We start from the raw sequence: 21,572 nt of genomic DNA, 5'->3' as shown, positions 1-21,572 counted from the left end.
ATCCTCGGCTACTACTTTTATACCGTGTATTTCGCCCTGGTCTTCGGTGGTTCCATTTGTGTTGGTAATTTCAAGGTTGCTGATTTCCCAAAAAGCGCCGTTTTTCAGCAGCAATACCGTCGACAGTTTTCCTTCTCCCTGTAACACCGGCTTATTCTCAATCCAATCGGTAAATATTTTTCCACTTTCGGGTTCATAAGCAGCCACCAGGTTGGAAAACTCAGCTGTTCCGCTACCTCGCAAAATAAATTGCCCGGTAAATAATTCACCTGCAGCAAAAAGCACCTTACTGCCTGGAGGAAATTTATGATTACTCCACTTTTCAAAATCTTTTTGGGAATTGATGTGAAACACGTTTTCTTTCGATTGAACAACTTCGGTTTCTGTTTTTGTGCAGGCTGATACCTGCAATGTTATACTTCCAAAAACAAGCAGAGCAATTATCCTAACGGTTATTTTATTCATAGTCAGATCGTTTTTGCATGTTTAATTTATCTTAACCAAACAGGAATTGAATCATTTTTAATCCACTCTTCTATTCGTTTATCAAGCTTATCAGGTGTATATTCCGTTTTTCCGGCAGGTATGGCATCGGTTTTTGGTAAATATTGCTGAAGTTGGCCAATCACATCGGCATAACTTGGGTTGGAGGCCAGGTTTACGTGCTCGCCCGGGTCGTTTCGGTGGTCGTATAATTCTTCGCCTCCGTCGCGGTATTTTATATAGCGCCAGTTGTTGCTTCTTACCGAATGGTTTTTATAATACCAGGTGATTAAAACAGGCTTATCCCATTCCATTTCAGGATTTTCGAGCAGAGGTGTCAAACTATTTCCTTCCAGTTTTGGAAGTTCTGGCAGTTGGCATAAATCAAGCAGTGTTGGATAAATATCGAGCAAACTTACCGCTTTATCACAAATCTCGCCTTTGGATTTTATGCCCGGATACGAAAACAACAGAGGAACGCGGGTGGCTTCCTCCCAAAGGGCTTGCTTCCGGAAATGACGTTTTTCGCCTAAATGTTGCCCGTGGTCCGACCATAACACAATAATTGTATTGTCGGCATTCGGACTGTTTTCGAGCGCGGTAAGTACTTTGCCAATCTGGTCGTCGACAAACGAAACGCAGGCCAGGTAGGCGTGTACCAGTTCCGGCAGAATTTCTTCCTTGCGGTTAACGTCGTACCAACCTCCAAGTGGTGTTCTTCCGAAGGCAATGGATTTCCCCATCAACGGGATATCGTTAAATTCATCTTCAGGTACATTGGGAACGATAATTGAATCTTTATGGTACAAATCGAAGTATTTTTGAGGGGCGGTATAAGGTACATGCGGACGAATAAAACCACAGGCCATAAAAAATGGCTTATCCTGTTTTTTTGAAATTTTATCAATCGCCCAGTTGGCAATCTGCTCATCATACATGCCGCCTTCCGGAATCTCATCCGCTGACAGAGGTCCTCCACACAAGGAGTAAAAGCGGTTTACGGGCATGTAGTTTTCCAGAATATTTTCTTCGCCATACAATTGCACCAGTTGTCCGCCATCTTTGGTAAAGGGGTAAAACATTGTTCCGCGGTACCCAAACCCGGCTTTTTCGATATGCTCTTCCATATTTTGTCAGAATTCGGGTGCATAATCGGTCCAGAAATCATCGGTTTTATCCGGGTAATCCGATTTGCCACTATGAAAAACTTTTCCGACAGCGTAAGTATTGTAACCATTGTTTTTGAAGTACTCGGGAAGCATGGCGTGGCTTTCCATAACTTCGCTATAATTTTTACGCATAGCAGCAGTTGATGCATACCAGCCCGAAGTTGTGGGGTGAATACCACTTAACAGGGAGTTACGCGATGCGGTACAAACCGCCTGCGAACAATGCGCATTGGTAAATGCAACGCCCTGCTCAAATAATTTATCCAGGTTGGGCGTAATGGCCTGCTTGTGACCATCAAGGGGGGCTATCCAATCGTTTAAATCGTCGACAGAAATAAACAAGACATTGGGAGCAGATGTCGCGCTCTTTTCTTCAGATGATGAACAGCCCAAAAGAAATAGCAGAAAAAAGTAAACTATATTTATTCGTCTCATAGTCATGTATTTTATTTATTATTCTATAAACAAACGTTTTTATCGTTAACACCGTTATAGCTTCAGCAAAACAACTATTATTAGAACTTATCTAAAGCGTTGCCCACATTATTAGCTACAAGTTCAATCGTATAAGTTCCTTGCGGAATACGAACACGAACCCAATTTTCACCAGAAGCGACATTCGAAAGTTTATTCCCATTTAATTTCACAGACGAAACATCTGAATTATAAAAGGTCACGCTGGCCCCGGACGAAATAATTTTCCCACTACTTCCTTTACCATTTTTCGCTGTATTCATATAAAGTGCAAGCGGAGCATCCGACTTAAAACCATTTTCCATATCCTCACCTGATTTAAATGATGTCCCCTTAACAAAATAAGAAACCAGTTTCCCAGCCAACTTTCGGTAAAAAATATCCTCGGCGTTAAAGGTTTCCTTTTCGTATTTTTCAAGTTCAGTACTACCGGAATTTAAAACCAAATCAACAACTTCTCCCTGCCGGATTTGGCATCCGGAATAAGAACCGGTTGCAATTCTAGTCATGTCACCTATTATATGAGTTTTATCTCCGGGAAATAATACGGTAAGAATATTTGCTTTGTTATCATGGGTTGGATAAGTAGCGTATAAATATTCGGCTCTGTAGTGGTTACCACGACTTTGGTTCACCATTTCTTTTTTCTGAACCGAATGTGACGGGGTGCCTAAAAAGGTTTTAAGTACCGGAGTATTTTCGCCAAATAATACCGGACCGGCATCGCCATCCTCACGCTTAATTTTAGAAAAGTATGCTGTTTTATCCTGAATGATTTGTGTTTTAGCCGTATTCGGATGCCAGACCACATTTACCGAATCACCTCTATTTTCAGTACTTACATGGTCCATCACCACATAATATCCATTCGCATTAATTGTTGGCTGGACAAACAAAACATCTCGGAGGTGCTCGCCTTTTATGCTGGTGCTGTTTGAGGCACGGAAATACTCCACGTTTTCTCCCGTAAAACCTTCCACAATTCCATCGGCTAATTTGCCTGAATGATTTTCGCCTGCGATTAACACGGTATTTGCCGACTCGGCATGGGCATGAATAAATTCGAAAGGCGTAGTAAGCCCCTTGGCACTTACATCGGCATTGGGGCCATCGTAGCCGGCGTTACGAAGCAGAATTTCGCCATAACCCGCCATTCCAATGGCATTAGCTTCATAATGGGTGTGGTATTCTTCCTTTCCGGTTAGCGTCTGAACACTAAGGTACAAGGCATCTCTTGATGGTTTGTTTCCAATTAAAGCGGCATAATTATCAAAAATCCGACTTGGAGCCATTTCTGCATCAGCAATGTTAAACTCAATTGGATTGTTTTGTGCTGCCGAGCCAGCCATAACGATGTACGAGGCCAGATAACCTTTTAGCGTTGCATCATTTAGTCCGGTACCCTCTCGAAGCGTCCACATGGCATATTTATAGGCTTTATCGGAAAAGCGTGCAGCCCTTACGGTGGTTGGCGATACAATTACATCGTCTTCTACCGACCAGGCCACCTGGCTTCCGCGAGAGTCGCCATAAAAAACACACCGGCCAAAAGGTGAATTTTCGTAACCATAAATGGCTTCGTGCATGTTTATCATTCCGCTGTCGGTGTAATATTCATGGTAGCCCATGTATTCCATAATATCAAAGGTGGTATTCTTGGCAGCGCGTTCTTTCACATTAAATCGCTCCATGTTATAACCACCGCCCGAAGGCGATATTCCATCGGGTAAAAAATGAATGCGCAAATCAATATCATACTGCTTTTTAGCCTCTAAAAAATTTGCTTCATCGCCGGCATATTTGTACCAAAGCATACGCATTGCCCATCCGTGAGGCCGCCATTGCTTTAAAACCAATTTGAATATTTTTTTCTCGAAGATTTTCTCGTAGCCGACCAGCACTTCAGGCTCCAGGTCGTAACGAATTACATCCAGCGCTAAAAGCCCGTGAAAAAGCTCGTGCGATGGCACTGAAGAACTGGCAGCTCCGGTGCCAATTTTCATGGTTTTTATTCGGGTTTCGAATTTGTTTTGAATATTGGCTATGTAAGTGGTTTTATTATCCGGATCAAGGATATAGGCCAAAGCGTTTGCCCCCAAAACATCACGTGGAGTCCCCTCTGCTCTTGCCGTTTCAATCGCACTGCTTTTCATCGCACCAAACATTTCCGAGGTGCACGCCAATTGTCTCCAATAAGCATAATCGGTGGTATCTATGATGTTTCCGGAGAAACCTTGTATCGGATTAATTGCAAAACAAATAAATACTACTAAAACTAATTTGAGATAGCTACTAGTAATCTTCATTTTGTCAGTATCACAATGATTTGTAAATTCTTTTTTCACTATTCTTTTCCAATACTTGTTAGCGCAGCGCATTATTTAATTCAGAAATCATTTCGGGAACCAATACAAAAGGATCGTAAGCTTTATTTTTATTTTCAAGCGTTTCAACCGGAAGGTATCCCCTGTAATTGTTTTCGCGCAGGATTTCTATAATTTTTGAAAAATCTGTTCGGATTTCACTTTCCTTTCCAAAAACACTTTCTTTTACTTGCCAGTTAACAGCAAAAGGGGTAACCGCTTTTATGTCTTCATAGGGGTCTTCTGTTTTAAACATTCCGGTATCCAGTATAATACCCACCCAATCCGAGTCAACCGCTTTTAATACTTTAAGGCATTGTTCGCTGGTCTGAATCATGTCACCGTGGTTTTGAATTCCAATCATAACTCCATGTTTCTCTCCAAATTCGGCACATTCTTTAAAACAAGGAATCATCCATTCAGCCACCTCATCCCATTTGTTTTCGTAACCTTCGGGGATTTTCCCGGCAAATAAACGAATAACCGGAGCGCCTAACCTGGACGCTACTACGATCCATTTTTTTGCCAATTCAACTCCTTCTTGTCTTACTTCTGGGTCAGGTGATGCAAAATCGTTTCTTATTCCTGTACCTGAAATATCGATTCCCAGCAGAAAAGCTTTTTGTTTGAAGGCAAACAAGTAGTCGTCAGAAGGAACTTCAGGATAAGCGGAGAAATAATATCCGGTGACATCTATTGCTTTTATATTTTGTTCGGCACACCAATCCAGCAAATCAAACAGGGTGAATTTAGGATTACCCTCCTCATCTTTTGAAAGCAATATTTTATTAAAAGAATAAGCATTTAAACTTGGAACAATGCTGGCAGGGCCACTACGCTTTATTTTATTCTGAGCGAAAGATGTATTCGAAACACATACTACTAACAGCAAATTCGTAATGAAAACAAAAGACAGAAACCAATATTTACTATTTCCCTGAAGCGGATTTTTAATTTTATTTTCCATCGTTGGTATTTTAGATTAGATAAGTTTTATTGTTTTACGCTCAACAACAATCATCGGGTAATCAGCGAGTAGGGCGTTCTCAAAAATACATGCTCCTTCCTCGTTTACAATTTCCATTTCATATACCTCGCCTGTTAAAGGATCGAGCAGGACGGGATCGGTGAAATTGATTCCTTCTATTTCGATATTAACTTTTGCCAGCTGGGGTAAGTGCTCCTGCGCATTCCAGGGTAACCACCAGGCTACCAGGCTATTTCCCTCATTATCGGAATATGTAGCCATCAGCGGAACGGATGGAAAGGCGTCGTCCACCGAAATTCCGTAAAAAACACCTTCATCCAGAATTTCAATTTTGTATTCAACCGGATTGGGTTTATACTCCGGTTTCCAAACGGCACACAAATTTTGATAGGCATAAAATGCCGGTTTCTTCTCAAAGTTAGGATTGGTTAATAAACATTTTTCGTTAACGCCTTTTGTTCGTACCCGCGAACCACCACGTTCCGGATATCCAAATAGTTTATCGATGGGACGCAGGTTTGTTCGCTGTTGCTTTTCACCTTTGCCGCTGGTATGCACCAGTTTAAAATAGTTGCTTAAAGTGGCTTTGCAGAAATAGGTATCAACAAAACTTTGGCGTAAAAGCCATTTGGCCTGAATGTTTAAACCCCAGGGAGCACGCCCCCTGAAATCGCGGGTACTGCTATGCGACGGATAACCACATTCGCCTTGCCAGAGTTCAATTTCAGGATTATAACTGTTAATTACATCCCACAATTCAATGGCTTTATACACTCTTTCTTCGGGAACTGCGCCATAGTTGTGGTACGAAATAATATCGATAATTTTATCGGCCCCCACGCTTAAAAAATCATTGGTAAATTCCGGATTAATACCCGCCATCGATCCGCCAATTATTTTACACCCCGGATCGGTTTGTTTTATAAGCTCAGCCGTTTTTACAAGCAAGTGTCCGTATTCTTTTCCATCGGGTGTTGAGCCCCAATAGTTACGATGATTGGGTTCGTTCCACACTTCCCAGTAATCAATTTTATCCTTGTAACGTTCAACCGTTGCTTTTACAAAAGCAAGAAATGCTTCCATTGCCATGGGATCTTTTATGGGTGGTTCTGGCCTGTATCCATAAATTTCGGCCAGTTTGGGGTCGTCGTAAGTTGTTAACTTCGAATATAACTCGTTACCTCTACCTACGGTTATAAACGGAGTTATCCCGTTTTTCAGGGCAACTTCAAAAGCTTTGTCGGTAGCAGACCAATCGTAAACCCCTTTCTCACGTTCAATTTCATTCCATCCTGCCCCCAAGCGTGTCCATTTTACACCAATTTCAGCAGCTTGTGCAACCAGGCTATCTACCAAGGTACCCGCCTGAATGCCAAAGGGAGATGAAGCGACTTCAGAAGAATTCTTTGTTTCTATATTACCTATTTTATTATTGGAAATCAGATTAGAAGACTCTTTTACATTGCATGAAAACACTGTTAAAAGCAATATAATGAACGCATTCAAATATTTTGTCTTTTTCATTTTAGGTATAGTTTCAGTTGGTAAATTTTTATAACATGTACAAATATTAAGCGGAATCGTCACATATAAATTGTGGTTTAATCTTAGTTCTGTTTTGCCTGAATTTCAAACATTTTTTGAGCATAGCGTTGCCCCAACAACTGCTGACTTGCGGCATCGAAATGTGTACTATCAATAGTGCCGGTTCCTTCAGAAGAAACCACACCACAACCTTGTAATTTATTGGGTAAGTCGAGAATCATCTGATTAAAACCGGCTCGATTTTCTTTGTCGCCAGATAACTGACCAGCTACAAAAGGTAAGTTCTTCTCGGCTAAATCGCTACGTAAAGCCTCAATCAGTTCTATTATTTTAGGCATATATTCGTTGTATTTCGAACTATTGGATTCGCCCTGATGCCAAAGAATCCCTTTTAAAGTTCCGTATTGCATTGCGGCCTTGGTGCGCTTTACTGCCTCATTGTAAAACTCGCCCCCGGGTTGCCAAAGCTCTATTTTTGTACCCCCTTTGGCGTTTACCACGAGGCCAATGGAATTTTTTCCGTTTAATTCAACCATAGTTTTTGCAAAGTGGTACCCCGGCCCAAGTCTTTGCATGGAAATATCTTTTCGGATGGTAGAATATTTATTGAGTGGATTAGCAGCTTTTTCCCATTCACAGCATACGGTTCCCGTATACAGAAATACGTTTTTAAGGGTATCCTTATCAGCCCCTTCAATGGTGGCCCTGCCAGCCATATTCGACTGGCCAATTAAAAGATAGATATCCAGATTCCTGGCTTGTTCATCCTTTACCTCCTCACCATCATTTTGTACAACAGCATTGCATTGCCAAAAAAGCAAGCAAGTTACCAGGGTCAGTAGTCCTTTTCCAACGCTATTCATACCTTTCTATTTTTAATTGTCGAAATGTTCCACAATGTTATACACCTGGCTGTTTAACTCTTTCATTTTATCCAACATCGGAGTCCACGGCACGTAGCGGTTGCTTACAATTCCCTTGTTGGCATCTACATTCGATGGGTCGACTCCTTTTTGATTGGGATCATTATCGATGTATTTAAAATAATGCCAGCCCACACAGTTTTTCGATTCGAGCAAGGCCAGGTTGTAATTCTGATAAAACAAACCGCGGTCTTCCTGTGTGCGTACAATCCAACCGGCTCCACTGATATTACCCATGCCCGAGTCTTCGCCTTTGGTATAATATTCGGTAACAATAAACGGACGACCGGTCCATTCAGTCCACTCCTGCACATGTGCCGAATCGGGAGTCCAGTGGTTATAATAATTATTTGAAACAATATCGAGGTGTTGACCAACGGCGCGCATAAATTGTTCGTGATGTTTTTCATTACTATAAAATCGCGCACCAATGTACATATGATTCGGATCGTATTTTTTTATGGCTTTTGATACGATGGAAAAATACTTTTCGCCAACCAGAGCCATAAATTCCTCGCGATGTTCATCGGTAATTTCAGCTTTTGTTATACCTTTTTCTGTTAACCAGTTTTCAGCCGCTATTCTTCCTGCTTCGTTTTCGGGCAGGGCTAAATAATTATCGATGGCTTTGAACTTAAACGGCATTTCGTTATCAGAAAAATGGCCAAAAAGATTAGGATCGTTTTTGTACTCCAGCAATTGCCTGGCATGTTCATCGCAAAAGGTCTCAAACCCGGGATCGAACACAAAAATGGCATCGTTGGGGTAGCCGGTATGCCCGGCCTGTTGGTAGGTTCCTCCGCGTTTTCGGCCATAGCTGCTCATAAAATTCCAGTTTATGGTGTAAGCCATGGGACGCTCGGCAGTTTTATTGTACTCGATTATTGCTTCGTGATCGGACCAGGAGCCCGCACAATTGAAACCATACACCTGCAATAAAGCAATGGTTTCTTTCATCCAGTTTTCTTTTGATCCGAACTTTTCTTTCAGGGCCTGGTTCATACCATCAGAGCCTTTGGCATTTAAACTGTTTAAAGCAATGTTTATATACCGGTTGCCTTCCGGATCGATTCCCCACCAGCGGTCGCCAATTTTTTTAACGTGAAAAAATCCGGTTGCTTCTTCTTTAAAGTCAGTATTTCCGCCGTATTGATTTAGAACAGGTACCTTTTCAGGAGTTTCATAACCTGCCAGAATTTCTATCGTGCGGGTTTTAAAGGGTTTATACGGGCGGTATGTTCGCGTGCCATCATCGTGGTAAACACGGGTTTTGGCGTCTACCATTAGGTATTGTTGCTCAGGAGCTTCTGCTTGTTTTTTTGAGGGAGATGAGCAGGAAATAATTATTAAAGAAATTATAACTAGCGAAAATATCTGTTTCATTACTGAGATTTTAATGAGGTTCATTTTTTTGCGGTTCATGAAACTTTTATATTTCAATGTTATTCTATTGAATGAACCGCATTATTTCGGTGCTTTTAGTCCCCGGGTTTAAACCCGGGGTTATTTAAATCCTTTCAGGATTTCTTTTGACAAAAAGAATAGGCTTACCACTGGTAATCATATCCTTCGCGGCTGAGTGTCCAGGAGGCTTTTACTTTTTCCAGTCCGGCTTTTAGCTTTTCAAAAAGTTCCGGTTTTTCCTGAGCCAAATCATTCGACTCTTCCGGGTCGGCTTCCAGGTCAAAAAGCATCATCTCATCGCCTTTGTCGGGTATACAAATTTTATACTGCCCATCAATAAATGCGTAGGTTTCTATATCTCTGTAATGACGGAGAAAACCAGCAGCAAAAGGAATTGTACGTTCCATTTCTTTTCCTCTTAAAACAGGCAAAATGCTAATTCCATCGAGAGGAACTTTATCGGGTACCGGTATGTTCAGCATTTCAAGAATGGTTGGAAAATAGTCGCTGGTGCAAGCTGTAAAATCACTTGTTTGTCCGGCTTCAATATTACCGGGCCACTCAATTACTGAAGGAACGCGCAAGCCACCTTCCCACATTTGGTGTTTGTGGCCACGAAATGGGCCTGCTGAAGCAATTCCTGCTTTTGCCTGTGGGTCGGCAGGGCCATTATCGGAACAAAAAAGCAGGATGGTATTTTCAGCTACACCTTTTTCTTTCAGAAATGCTTTTAAACGGCCGATTTGTTCGTCCATGGCAGTAATACAGCCGTATAAATGTTTTTGTTCTTCGGGCAAACCGGGGTATTTGGCCAGGTATTCGGGGCCTGCAACAACCGGTTCGTGCGGTGTGTGAAACCAAATAGTTGCCAGAAACGGTTTTTCTTCATTGATTGATTTTTCGATAAATGGAATTGCCCGATCCATGATGATGCGACTGTCGTCGCCATCCAGATTTTCAGTTTCAGGTACTCCGTTGTGCACATAAATGGAACCGCCCCATTTGCCATTTTCGCCTTTACCAAAACCGCTCCAGTTATCAGGATATACCGTTGGATCCCAGGTTGGAACAGCACTTTTTGTAGCAAATACTTCTTCAAAGCCATGGTGCCAGGGTGGCGAATAATGACCACGCGATTCTAGCTTATCAGCTTCTACCCAGCCCAAATGCCACTTGCCAAAAAAACCTGTGGCATAACCTTTCTTTTTGAGCACTTCGGCAATGGTTGTTTCGGCATGCCGCATGGCCCCGGTATGTGCTGCAAAAATACCCTGACGAAACGGTGCGCGCCCGGTTAAACAACTTGCACGTGTTGGCGAACATAGTGGTGCTGCCGCATAAAAATTAGTAAAGCGTATTCCGGCTTCGGCCATATTATCCAAATGTGGCGTAATAATTTTTTCGTTGCCGTTAAAACCTACATCACCCCAGCCAAGGTCGTCGGCCATTAGCATAATTACATTGGTTTTTTGGGCCTTTACAAAACCAGATACGCCAATTGAAAGCGTTAAGAACAGCAGTAGTATTTTTGTTTTGTGCATTTTATACCGTTTTTCAATGATTTAGGAGAAAGTAAGGGATTTCAATATTGAAATCCCTTACTGAATAACTAAACTAATCAAACTATGTTGCGAAACTAATACCCTGGATTTTGCTCCATTGGCGTGGTTAAGTTGGCATCGATAACCGTTTGAGGTATCGGAAATAACTTGTCCCTTTCCGTAATATTCGGACTGGCCAATTTGTTATGCAACTGAGTACGTTCGAACCACTTATTTGTTCTGAGAAGTGTGTATCGACGATGTTCTTCAGTAAATAACTCCCTTGATCTTTCATCAAGGATAAAATCTATGGTTACATCTCCGGCAGAAATATCGGATGTATTTGCACGACGACGCAAAATATTAATGGTTTCGGCTGCTGCTGCCGGACCATCGGTAAATAACTGAGCTTCGGCCAATAATAAATAGGTATCTGCCAAACGTAAGTAAATAATATCGTTGTAGCTACTACCTCCAGCTAAGTCATTAGGATTGGCATAGTCCCATTTTGCAGTACTTGGCCAATAGTAATCTCCTCTTTTTTCATCTCTACCCTGCCATTCAATCCTGAATGTATCGCCAAGTGCATGTCCACTTGGAATAGCATCCGGGTTGTTTAATACAGCAAAAGTCCACCACATTTCGTCGCTTCCACGGTCATCACCTTCCTCGTATAACTCCATTGCAAAACGTGTGGGTCCGATTCTTCCAATTCCACGGCCTCCACCTTCAACAGAAAAAGTAACTGCATTTGATTTACCCCAGGGTTTAAAACCGCTGTATAAACGGTTACGGCACCAACGGCGCATGATGTTATAGCCACCACCAATAACTTCCAGTTCGCACTGAACAGTCCAGAGTTCTTCGGTATTTCCTTCACTACGGTTGGTATTACCATTTAAGAACATATCTGAAAATGGAGTACCTGACGGATTACCGGATTCAACACCATACCTTGCTGTTACCAGGCTGTAATTCGGATTATCAACAACAGCTTGTGCCTTTTGTTTTGCTTTCTCATTTTCACCTAAGGTTAGATACAGTTCAGCTAAATAATGCTGAGGAACTACCTTGGCAATCCTTCCGTCTTCTTCATGATAAGCCGGAAGGTTGGCTTCTGCAAACAACAAATCTTCCTCCATTTTAGCACGAACCTGAGCCACGGGTGTACGTTCCCAGTCGGTAATAATATTACTTCCGCTTGATTCATTCAGGCTTAAAGGCACATCGCCCCACATAAAAGTAAGGTGACGATAACACCAGGCGCGAAAGAAACGGGCTTCAGCCACAATATGATTTTTTTGATCTTCCGTCCACACCACATCAGGATTTTCGGCACGCTCGATAATTGTATTTGCCGCATTAATGGTATGATATAACCAATTCCAGAAATTACGATAATGACCTTCTGTTGGTACATTGTAAGTTCCCCAGTCGTTACCAATACGTGCCCATCCTGAACGATGGTTCCCATAACAATTGTCAACTCCTGACAGAGCAGGGTCTATTAAAAGGTCGTTATTACTCCCCCATGTTTCACCGGCACGCTCGCGACGAAACTGTGCATACAGTCCATTAATTCCAGCCTGAAAGCCTGCATAATCAACGTATAAATTATCGGCAGCAAGTATATGCGGAGGGTTCTCAATAAGTTCATCTTCAGAACAGGCAACTCCTGCAACAAGGAAAGCCAGCAATACAAATATTTTATTGAATGTCTTCATTTTTCTCATTTTTAGAAGTTAATTAAAAGCCAAGGATTAATCCCACCAAATATTCTTTCTGCAGTGGCACGTCTCTATCCCCGTCTAATTCAGGGTCGAGGCCATTGTAATCGGTAATGGTAAGCAAGTTTCTTCCGGTTGCATAAACACGTAGTTTATTAAAACCGATTTTAGAAGTTAAATTCTTTGGTAAATCATAGGACAAGGTTACGTCTTTCAAACGTACAAAACCTGCCTTCTCAATAAATGATGCGCCATGTGTCTGATTGTCTTCTGAATTTCCAATCCATTCGTTCGTTGGATTGGTTTCCGACCACCAGTTTTTTTGTGTTGTATTTCTTCGGCTACTCCACACGTTATCCGTCATCAATGAGTTACTCTTTTCTACACCATGTACACCGTGCAAGAAAAAAGTTAAGGTAAATGCCTTATAGTTTAGGGTATTGGTTAAACTCCACAAAAATTTTGGATCACGTTGTCCCTGAATCACACGGTCTTCGTCGTTGATAACGCCATCCGCCTCGTCAGGAATACCATCACCATCGGTATCAACTGTAATTTGATCTACAATCCTGGCATCACCAGGAATGGCATCGGGCTGTGCCGAGTTGGCAATATCATCGTCTAACTGCCAGATTCCATCGAAAACCCTACCATAGTTTACACGAATTGGTTGTCCGATAAACCAGCGGTTTCCAAGGTCATCAATCTCGTTTCCATCCTCATCCAAATACCCGTAAAGACTGGTAATTTCGTTTTTCATGTACGAGAAAGTTGCGGTAGTGGTCCAGGTAAAATCTTCTTGCTGAAAGTTATACGAATGAAGCATCATTTCGAAACCTTTGTTATTTACTTCCCCAATATTTTCGGTAATACTTGTAATACCATGTACAGGAGAAATACTCCGGTCTAACAGCAGATCGTAAGTATCTGAATTATATGCATCGATACTCCCGGCTAAACGGCCTTCGAAGAATCCAAAGTCGATACCAAAGTTAAACGATTTTGTGGTTTCCCATCCCAAATCGGGGTTACCCAACTGAGTAGGCCGATAGCCCGGTGCAGTTGCCGTTCCATCGAGATACGAGCGCTCGGATAAACGTGAAAGGGTTTCGTAAGGCCCTACTGCCTGGTTACCATTTTCGCCGTACGATGCACGAACTTTTAATTGGTTCATGAACTCTACATTATCGAAAAAACTTTCGTTAGCCACATTCCATCCCAATGCAACTGAAGGAAAAGTTCCCCACTTGCGGTTGGTACCAAAACCTGAATAGCCATCGCGGCGTCCGGTTAAAGTAATTAAGTAACGGCTATCATAGCTGTAGTTTAAACGTAACATTTGCGAAAGAATCGTTTCTTTACGGTAGCTTGAAGAAGGATCAACCAGACTGGCTGTTGATGCCTGATGCCAGGTAAGCACATCGTTCGGGAAACCCTGTGCTTCAATACGATGCCACTCGTAGTTACTTTGCTGATAACTGTATAAGGCGGTTGCAAAAATTTTGTGTGCACCAAACTTTTTAGTGTACGACAAAATATTTTCAACGGTGTAGTCGTTGTCAACGCGATTATTAACATCCGATTCGCCACCATTTTCGAGACCATCTTTCGTATTGCGGCCATAGTAACTTGCCTGCTCGCGGTTAGCGTATTCCACCCCGGTGTTTAGTTTATACTGAAGTCCATCGACCCAGGGCACTGAAACAATGGCATAATTATTAGTAAAAACCTTGTAACGTTTGTCTTTACTTTCAGCCAAAGTACCTGCCAACGGGTTACCCCAGTAAATATCTTCAGGCCAGGGATAAATTGTTGGATTACCTTCTTCGTCAAAAGCTTTTGTTAATGGATTCATCCAGAAAGCCCCGGCAGTACCACCGCTCCAGTTTGGCGCAAAACCGCTACGGTCGGCTAACGAAAGTTGTGTATTTGTTCCTAAGGTGAACCAGTCAGTTACTTCAGCTTCCAGATTTATCCGGGTTGAATAACGTGTAAAATCATCGCCAACGGCAACACCTTCCACATCCAGATATGTACCGGAAACGAAGTAATTCATTTTTTGTGTTCCTCCGGAAAGCGATAAGGTATGCTGTTGTTTTTTACCGGTGCGGGTAGTTATGTCAATCCAATCGGTCCATTGTCCCGATTCATATACTTCGCGTTCAGAATCGGTAATTTGATCCGGGTTTCGGGTACTTTTAAATTCCCAAAATTCACCACCATCCATAATGTCGGGCAAACTGGCAATTTCCTGAATACCATAAAAGCCATTGTAGCTAACGGTTGGTTTGCCAATTTTCCCTTTTTTAGAAGTTACCAAAATTACACCGTTTGCACCACGAGAACCATAAATGGCGGCCGACGAGGCATCTTTAAGCACCTCAATCGACTGAATGTCATCGGGATTAATTTCGGAGATACTTCCTCCGTAAGGAATTCCATCCAACACAATAAGCGGCGTATTGCTGGCTTCAATGGAGTTTCGTCCACGAACCATAATGCTCATGTCTCCACCTTCGGCACTGGCAGAGTTAGTGGAAATACTCACCCCCGGTACGGCCCCTTGTAAAGCCTGTGCAAAGTTGGTATTCGGAATTTGCTCCAAACGGTCTTGTCCAACTGAAGCTACAGCTCCGGTAATATCACTTTTGCGTTGTGTTCCGTAACCAACCACAACCACCTCGTCGAGGCCAATTTCCGATGGTTCCATAACCACATTTAAAGTAGTTATACCGGCCACCGGTAATTCCTGCGTTTTTAATCCCACAAAGGAAATTAAAAGGATTGCATCTTCCGGAACATTTGGAATAGAGAAAGAGCCGTTAACATCTGAAACAGCTCCCTGTGTTGTTCCTTTTACAACTACAGTAACGCCGGGCAATGGCTCCCCATCGTCACTTTTAACTGTTCCTGATACTGTTTTGTTCTGAGCAAAACTACTCAGTGTAACTAACAAAACGAGCAAAAGGATACCCAATTTTTTAATATGAAATTTAATTTTCATAAGATTAAAGTTTGAATTAGTTATTTATAATAAAATGTAAATTAGCACTAGGATAAGGCCGGCAAGAATTGCAGCACTGGCTAAGATCGATACCAGTAATCGTTTTTTAGAACTATTCATAAGTCCGGTTTTTTTGTTCGAATCAAAAATAGTTTAGTTCGTTAACAACTGTTAAAATTTGCGTTACACAAAGGCAGGGTAAATGTTACCGTATGGCAAATAAAATGTAACAAGAATACAGGGGATATGTTACATAAACAGATGCAACACTTCATATATAAGACTGACAGCAAACACTTTATGCCTTCAGCTTTGAATATTCGTTTGGTGTTACTCCGAATTGCTCTTTAAAACACTTGCGGAAATAGTCGGCGTCTTCGAACCCCACAAGGTTGCGCACTTCTTTCACTGAAATTTTATCCTGGCTGAGCAGGGTTGCCGCCCGTTTTAACCGAACATTTCGAATAAACTCAACGGCAGTTTGATTGGAAAGTGCTTTTATTTTACGATAGAAATGAACACGGCTTAAACCAACATGCTCACTCAATTTATTTACACTCAAATTTGGATTTGCAATATTTGCAATAATGTAATCAACTGCCTTTTTTAAAATCTTCTCGTCAACCGATGTTAAGGTTACACTACCCGGATCGCAAATGGCCTCGCGTTTAAAATATTCTTGTATTTTCCGGCGTTGTTCAATCAGGTTTTTAACGCGTAAAGTCAGGTAACGTGCACTAAAGGGTTTGGTAATATAATCGTCGGCACCGGTTTCCAGGCCCTCGTATTTAAACGTTAGGGCAGTGCGGGCAGTAAGCAAAATTACAGGAATATGGCTGGTACGTGCATCGGTTTTAACGCGTTTACAAAGTTCAATACCATCCATAACAGGCATCATTACGTCGCTGATAATAATTTGCGGATTGGTTTCGATTGCTTTTTGCATGCCTGTTTCGCCGTTTCCGGCTTCACTTATTTCATAGTTGTCGGCAAACAATTCTTTTATAAAAGCCCGAACTTCTGCATTATCTTCAACTATTAACAAACGTTCAAACTCGTCACCAGCCTCCTTGCTCTCCTGGTCTACTTCTGATAATTCCACTACTGTTTCACGTTGTAAGAAGTCGAAAGTGTAAAGACTTGCATCTTCACTATTTTTAAAGTCTTCATCCAACTCTTCGTTAGAATATATTTTTTTTTCCAATGACAGGTAAACAGAAAAAGTAGTTTCTTTTTTGCCTGATTCATGTTCGATGCTTGAAACGTTTATTACACCTTTATGCAGCTCAACCATGCGTCGGGTGAGTTCGAGTCCAACCCCTGAACCCGGCGAATTATTATTGCCTGTTTCTTTTTTAGAATAAAAACGATTAAAGATGTTTTCAATTTGACTTTCGGTCAAACCTTCTCCATTGTCAATCACTATAATCTGCAAATAATCAGCACTCTTATCAATCCCAACTGCCTCCAATCCTATTTTACGTCCACTTATCTTCTTCAGTTTTAATTTCACTTTACCTCCATCGGGAGTAAACTTTATGGCATTCGATAACAAGTTATTCACAATTATCTCAAGCTTATCTCTATCATACCAAATCAGACATTCTTCGCAAAGAGGCTCAAACTCAAAGTCAATATTCTTGGAAGTCGCGACTTCTTTAAACGCTAAACTTATTTCAGAGAAAAAACGAACGATATTCCCTTTTGCTACTTGCAGGTTTTCATGACCAGTTTCCAGTTTGCGGAGATCAAGAATTTGATTCACTAATTGCATCAACCTTAATCCACTTCTCTGAATTTGTGAAAGTTGATTGCGAAAACGAATTGGTAATTCTGACTTCGAAATCAGGTTTTCAAGCGGTGCAAGAATAAGGGTTAATGGAGTTCGTAATTCATGAGATACATCGGTATAAAACTGCAGTTTTAAATGATGCAATTCGCTTTCTTTCTCACGTTGAAAATGTTCCATTTCCAACTGGTTCTTCATTTTTGCCCAACGTTGTGATAATATAAAGAATAGCGAGAGTAAAACCACAAGGACAAAACTATATAATAAAAATGCCCACCAGGTTTTCCACCAGGGAGGTAGTACCGTAAGAGAAAGTTGTCGGAAGTCGGCTCCCCATTTTTGGGGATTTGTAGTTACCTGCAACCTGATTTCGTAGGTGCCTACAGGGAAATAGGTGAAATTAATAGTATTCTGGTTGCCCATTTCAACCCAATCATCATCGAGGCCGACGACCCTATAACGGTAATTGTTTTTATCAGCATTTATGAAGTTTATGCCGGCAAATGATATAGAAAAATCACGCTGATTATAACGAAGTATAAGATTATCGGTTTCATTCAAAACCTTTTGTAAAGGAGAATTTTCTTCTTCAGTCTTAATAAGTTTATTATCTATTTGAAGTTCTTTAAAAACGAGGTTTGGGTAAAGTTCAATTTCTTTTATCTCCCTGGGATTGAAAGCATTTAATCCATTAATTCCTCCAAAATATAATTTACCGGAATATGATTGCAAAGCGCAGTTAGGAGAATATTGCATGCCCTGTGCTCCTTCACTTACGGCATAGCTTCGTGACTCAAGACTAATTTTTTCATTCTCTCTATCATCTATTTCTATTTTCGACAGTCCCTTGTTTGTTGTTATCCAATATACATTCTCACCCCCGTCAAGCATGGAATTTACCGTATTATCATTGAGTCCGTTTCCGGTATTAAACCAATGTAATTCATTATTTTTTATTAAGTAGAGACCTCGACCTCTTGTACCAAACCAAATGTTTTTGTTGGTATCTTCATGTATAAAAATTACATCTACTTCTTCATTCAACCAGTTCTCGATTTCCTGATTTAAATCTTTTAGTTTATTTGATTTACTATCAAGTACAAATAATTCTCTTTCGCACCCGATCCATATGTCCCCTTTAGAATCCTTTAAAAAACATCTTACATGCTTGTTCTCAAAAGGTTCTACATCCTTAAACCTTCCTGTTAACGGATTAAAAAGCTGCACTCCACCTCCATTAGTACCAATCCAAACTTTTTCTTCGCTTTCCTGAAACAGTGCCAAAACATGACCGGGATTTATTGAATTATTGTTGTTTGGATTATGGTAGTAATTTATCTTTTCTTGTGATTTAAAATTATAGTGACTTAAGCCAGCTAAAGATCCAATCCACAAATTCTCCTTGTACTGGCTTAATGCTTTTACTGTTTTTTCAAGATTTGTATTCTTCCCTGGATTTATAATTTTTGTAATTGATATTCCCCCATCTTCTGATAAATAAACTCCACCACCTTCACTTCCAAGCCAAAGTTGTTGTTTTTCATTTTCAATCAGTGCTGAAATTACTCTGTTTTCTATTTCGGGACTTTTTTGTGTTTGCCATAAATAATGGTGAAGCAAATTTTTCTGTGGATGATAATAGTTTAACCCACCTTGATAAACGGCAAGCCATATTCCTCCTTGAGAATCGGTCAATATATCGCGAATTGAATTGTTACTAACAGCGCCTTTGTTACGTTGAAAATGATCAAAAACCGTTGTGCTTTTATATTGTTTATTGAATATGCACAAACCGGCAAATGTACCAATCCACACGTTATCACTATTTTCATGAAAGATACTACGCACGGTGTTCGACGATAATAAACTATTTTCGATATTTAGTTGATATTTTACTTCGGGGAAACCAGATTCCGTATCTAACACGTAAATACCGTGACGTTCGGTTCCTAACCATAAATACCCATCTTCATCTTCTATTATTTCCCGAATTGCTTGTCTTTCCAGCTCTTTTGTTTTATCAATAAAATATTGTTCAAATTTTTCATCTTGCCTCCGATATAAACCGTTGCTAGTTCCTAACCATAATGTTCCATTACTGTCCTGATATATTTTAAGCACGTTGTTTGCCAGGTGGTTATCATCGGATTCTATCAATTTATATGTTACTTTGTCACGTTGTTTGTTAACAACATATAATCCATTTGTGGTACCAACCCAGACACGACCATCTTTTGTTTCGAAAATTGTCCTAATGTAGTACGAGTCATATTGATGGGAATGTGTTAGAAGAGAAATAACTCTAAAGGTATTGGTTTGCGAACTGTATATACATAAGCCATTTGCAGTTCCTATCCATAATTCATTCTCCCTGGTTTCGTATAGGCAGTTAACGTGGTTATTGATCAAACTTGTAGAGTCAAAAAACTCATGTTTAAATATTTCAAATTCTGCGCCATCAAATTTATTTAATCCGTCACGGGTTCCTACCCATAAAAATCCATCATGGTCTTCCAACAAACACAGTGCAGAGTTATGCGACAAACCTGCCGACATATCAATTTCATCGAATGTCCGTTCTGCAGAAAAGATGTTTGATGTGGTTACAATTATTAAAAGAATGACGTATAGAAGACGAATACCAACTATCATTAACATGAAATTTAAATGATAAAACTTTTGCCTTTAGCTAACTAAATTGCACTTCAGATTAAACAATCACTAATTTATTCGAAAGATAACCCAAGAAGACAATATTCCAAAACAACAAAAAAGATATTGTTACGAAGACTCAATCTCTTTTCTGTATGCTATAAACCAGTATTTTCTTGCAATCACGTCTCATCATCGAATTAGCTCATAAGACTGTTGTGCAATTTCCAGTTCTTCATTAGTTGGGATTACAAGAACTTTGGTTTTTGAATGAGCAGTACTGATTTCCCGTATATTTTTGCTTCGAACCGCATTTCTAACTTCATCAAGGTGAATACCAAAAAATTCCATTTTTTTGCAAACCAAACTCCGAACAAGTTTGTCGTTTTCTCCTATTCCGGCAGTAAAAACCAAGGCATCCAAACCATTCATCGAAGCAACATAACTTCCAATAAAATGCCTAATCCGGTAAGCATACATATCATAGGCTAGTCTTGCCTTTTTATTACCCTTAAAATAAAGTTCTTCAACATCACGCATATCGCTTTTCCCGGTTAATCCCAACATGCCACTTTTTTTGTTCAGTATTTCATTTACTTCTTCAATTGCATAACCTTTTTGTTCAACCAGATAAAAAATAATTGAAGGATCAACACTTCCTGATCGTGTTCCCATAATAAGGCCATTTAATGGTCCTATTCCCATCGATGTATCAATACAAACACCAGCATCTATAGCTGCCAATGAAGCACCATTTCCAAGATGGATAGTAATAATTTTTGCATCTTTTTTCCCGAGGTACCTGGCCGCTTTTTCCGAAACGTATTTATGAGAAGTTCCATGAAAACCGTATTTCCGTATCCCAAAGTCTCTGTATAAGCCCTCCGGAATTGCATAACGATAAGCAACTTCTGGCATAGTTTGATGAAAAGCGGTATCAAAAACACCTACCTGTATAGCATTTGGAAAAACCTTTTCTGCTACTTCAACTCCTGTTAAATTGGCCGGATTATGAAGGGGGGCCAAAGCAAAAAGTTCTTTAACTTTTGCTTTAACTTCTTCTGTAATCTCAACAGTTTTGGAAAAAGCCTCTCCACCATGTACTAACCGATGTCCAACAGCCATAATTTCTGAAGGTTCTGCAATAACTCCAACCTCTTTATCTGTAAGCAGTTCTGCAACCCTTTTTAATCCCAGTGCATGATTGGGTATTGGAAACTCCTCTGTAATTTCCTTTTCTTTACCGCCAACAAAAATTTGGTGTTTAATTGCACCACTATCCAAACCAATCCGTTCAACTAATCCACTTGAAAGCGGTTTCTCAGTCTTCATATCAATTAACTGGTATTTAATTGATGAACTTCCTGCATTTACAACTAGTATATTCATATTCAAAAGTTTATTATTAATAAGGATAACTACCACAATTTGAACTCCTTGTATATATAACAAAGTCCTTTTTCGTGGTCATTTCATATTATCTAAATAGACGGTTGTATTTGGGGAACTT

The 21,572-nt window shown here is 40.5% G+C and carries 13 protein-coding genes; all 13 read right to left on the bottom strand.

What is annotated here, in order from left to right; all coding sequences use genetic code 11:
* Positions 1-465 (bottom strand): hypothetical protein (locus tag ABZB17_RS07880; RefSeq protein WP_372649188.1); only part of this gene is annotated, 465 nt, incomplete at its 3' end.
* A 26-nt stretch (positions 466-491) separates the two neighbouring features.
* Positions 492-1,610: a sulfatase gene (locus tag ABZB17_RS07875; protein ID WP_372649186.1), complete on the bottom strand. Its 1,119-nt coding sequence runs from the start codon at positions 1,608-1,610 to the stop codon at positions 492-494.
* A gap of 6 nt (positions 1,611-1,616) precedes the next feature.
* Positions 1,617-2,087, bottom strand: coding sequence for a sulfatase-like hydrolase/transferase (locus ABZB17_RS07870; RefSeq protein WP_372649184.1), 471 nt, complete (start codon positions 2,085-2,087; stop codon positions 1,617-1,619).
* 80 nt (positions 2,088-2,167) lie between these two features.
* Complete coding sequence (locus tag ABZB17_RS07865) at positions 2,168-4,432, bottom strand: hypothetical protein (RefSeq protein ID WP_372649181.1); 2,265 nt, start codon at positions 4,430-4,432, stop codon at positions 2,168-2,170.
* Between the two features lie 58 nt (positions 4,433-4,490).
* Complete coding sequence (locus ABZB17_RS07860; RefSeq protein ID WP_372649180.1) at positions 4,491-5,456, bottom strand: sugar phosphate isomerase/epimerase family protein; 966 nt, start codon at positions 5,454-5,456, stop codon at positions 4,491-4,493.
* A gap of 15 nt (positions 5,457-5,471) precedes the next feature.
* Positions 5,472-7,001, bottom strand: coding sequence for a hypothetical protein (locus tag ABZB17_RS07855; protein ID WP_372649178.1), 1,530 nt, complete (start codon positions 6,999-7,001; stop codon positions 5,472-5,474).
* An 83-nt stretch (positions 7,002-7,084) separates the two neighbouring features.
* A complete protein-coding gene (locus ABZB17_RS07850; protein WP_372649176.1) occupies positions 7,085-7,885 on the bottom strand; it encodes a sialate O-acetylesterase in 801 nt (266 codons plus the stop codon).
* Between the two features lie 12 nt (positions 7,886-7,897).
* Entirely contained in the window at positions 7,898-9,328 is a 1,431-nt protein-coding gene (locus ABZB17_RS07845) for an agarase (RefSeq protein WP_372649174.1), read from the bottom strand.
* A gap of 164 nt (positions 9,329-9,492) precedes the next feature.
* Positions 9,493-10,890 (bottom strand): sulfatase, encoded by a 1,398-nt coding sequence (locus ABZB17_RS07840; RefSeq protein WP_372649173.1) that lies wholly within the window; start codon positions 10,888-10,890, stop codon positions 9,493-9,495.
* 95 nt (positions 10,891-10,985) lie between these two features.
* Positions 10,986-12,614, bottom strand: a complete 1,629-nt coding sequence (locus ABZB17_RS07835) for a RagB/SusD family nutrient uptake outer membrane protein (RefSeq protein ID WP_372649171.1) — start codon at positions 12,612-12,614, stop codon at positions 10,986-10,988.
* Between the two features lie 22 nt (positions 12,615-12,636).
* On the bottom strand, positions 12,637-15,621 hold the full coding sequence (locus tag ABZB17_RS07830; RefSeq protein ID WP_372649170.1) for a SusC/RagA family TonB-linked outer membrane protein: 2,985 nt from the start codon (positions 15,619-15,621) through the stop codon (positions 12,637-12,639).
* A gap of 298 nt (positions 15,622-15,919) precedes the next feature.
* Positions 15,920-19,966 (bottom strand): two-component regulator propeller domain-containing protein, encoded by a 4,047-nt coding sequence (locus tag ABZB17_RS07825; protein WP_372649190.1) that lies wholly within the window; start codon positions 19,964-19,966, stop codon positions 15,920-15,922.
* 288 nt (positions 19,967-20,254) lie between these two features.
* Positions 20,255-21,451 carry an acetate/propionate family kinase gene (locus ABZB17_RS07820; RefSeq protein WP_372649168.1) on the bottom strand — a complete coding sequence of 399 codons (1,197 nt, stop codon included), beginning with the start codon at positions 21,449-21,451 and terminating at the stop codon, positions 20,255-20,257.
* Positions 21,452-21,572: the final 121 nt, after the last annotated feature.

This window comes from Draconibacterium sp., assembly GCF_041583095.1.
In the GTDB taxonomy this organism is placed as follows: domain Bacteria; phylum Bacteroidota; class Bacteroidia; order Bacteroidales; family Prolixibacteraceae; genus Draconibacterium.
This window is presented reverse-complemented; position numbering and strand designations above follow the sequence as displayed.

What these genes read in the sequence shown, in the direction of transcription:
- ABZB17_RS07875 (WP_372649186.1), bottom strand. Translation starts at nt 1,610, where the DNA reads ATGGAAGAGCATATCGAAAAAGCCGGGTTTGGGTACCGCGGAACAATG.
- ABZB17_RS07870 (WP_372649184.1), bottom strand. Translation starts at nt 2,087, where the DNA reads ATGAGACGAATAAATATAGTTTACTTTTTTCTGCTATTTCTTTTGGGC.
- ABZB17_RS07865 (WP_372649181.1), bottom strand. Translation starts at nt 4,432, where the DNA reads ATGAAGATTACTAGTAGCTATCTCAAATTAGTTTTAGTAGTATTTATT.
- ABZB17_RS07860 (WP_372649180.1), bottom strand. Translation starts at nt 5,456, where the DNA reads ATGGAAAATAAAATTAAAAATCCGCTTCAGGGAAATAGTAAATATTGG.
- ABZB17_RS07855 (WP_372649178.1), bottom strand. Translation starts at nt 7,001, where the DNA reads ATGAAAAAGACAAAATATTTGAATGCGTTCATTATATTGCTTTTAACA.
- ABZB17_RS07850 (WP_372649176.1), bottom strand. Translation starts at nt 7,885, where the DNA reads ATGAATAGCGTTGGAAAAGGACTACTGACCCTGGTAACTTGCTTGCTT.
- ABZB17_RS07845 (WP_372649174.1), bottom strand. Translation starts at nt 9,328, where the DNA reads ATGAAACAGATATTTTCGCTAGTTATAATTTCTTTAATAATTATTTCC.
- ABZB17_RS07840 (WP_372649173.1), bottom strand. Translation starts at nt 10,890, where the DNA reads ATGCACAAAACAAAAATACTACTGCTGTTCTTAACGCTTTCAATTGGC.
- ABZB17_RS07835 (WP_372649171.1), bottom strand. Translation starts at nt 12,614, where the DNA reads ATGAAGACATTCAATAAAATATTTGTATTGCTGGCTTTCCTTGTTGCA.
- ABZB17_RS07830 (WP_372649170.1), bottom strand. Translation starts at nt 15,621, where the DNA reads ATGAAAATTAAATTTCATATTAAAAAATTGGGTATCCTTTTGCTCGTT.
- ABZB17_RS07825 (WP_372649190.1), bottom strand. Translation starts at nt 19,966, where the DNA reads ATGTCGGCAGGTTTGTCGCATAACTCTGCACTGTGTTTGTTGGAAGAC.
- ABZB17_RS07820 (WP_372649168.1), bottom strand. Translation starts at nt 21,451, where the DNA reads ATGAATATACTAGTTGTAAATGCAGGAAGTTCATCAATTAAATACCAG.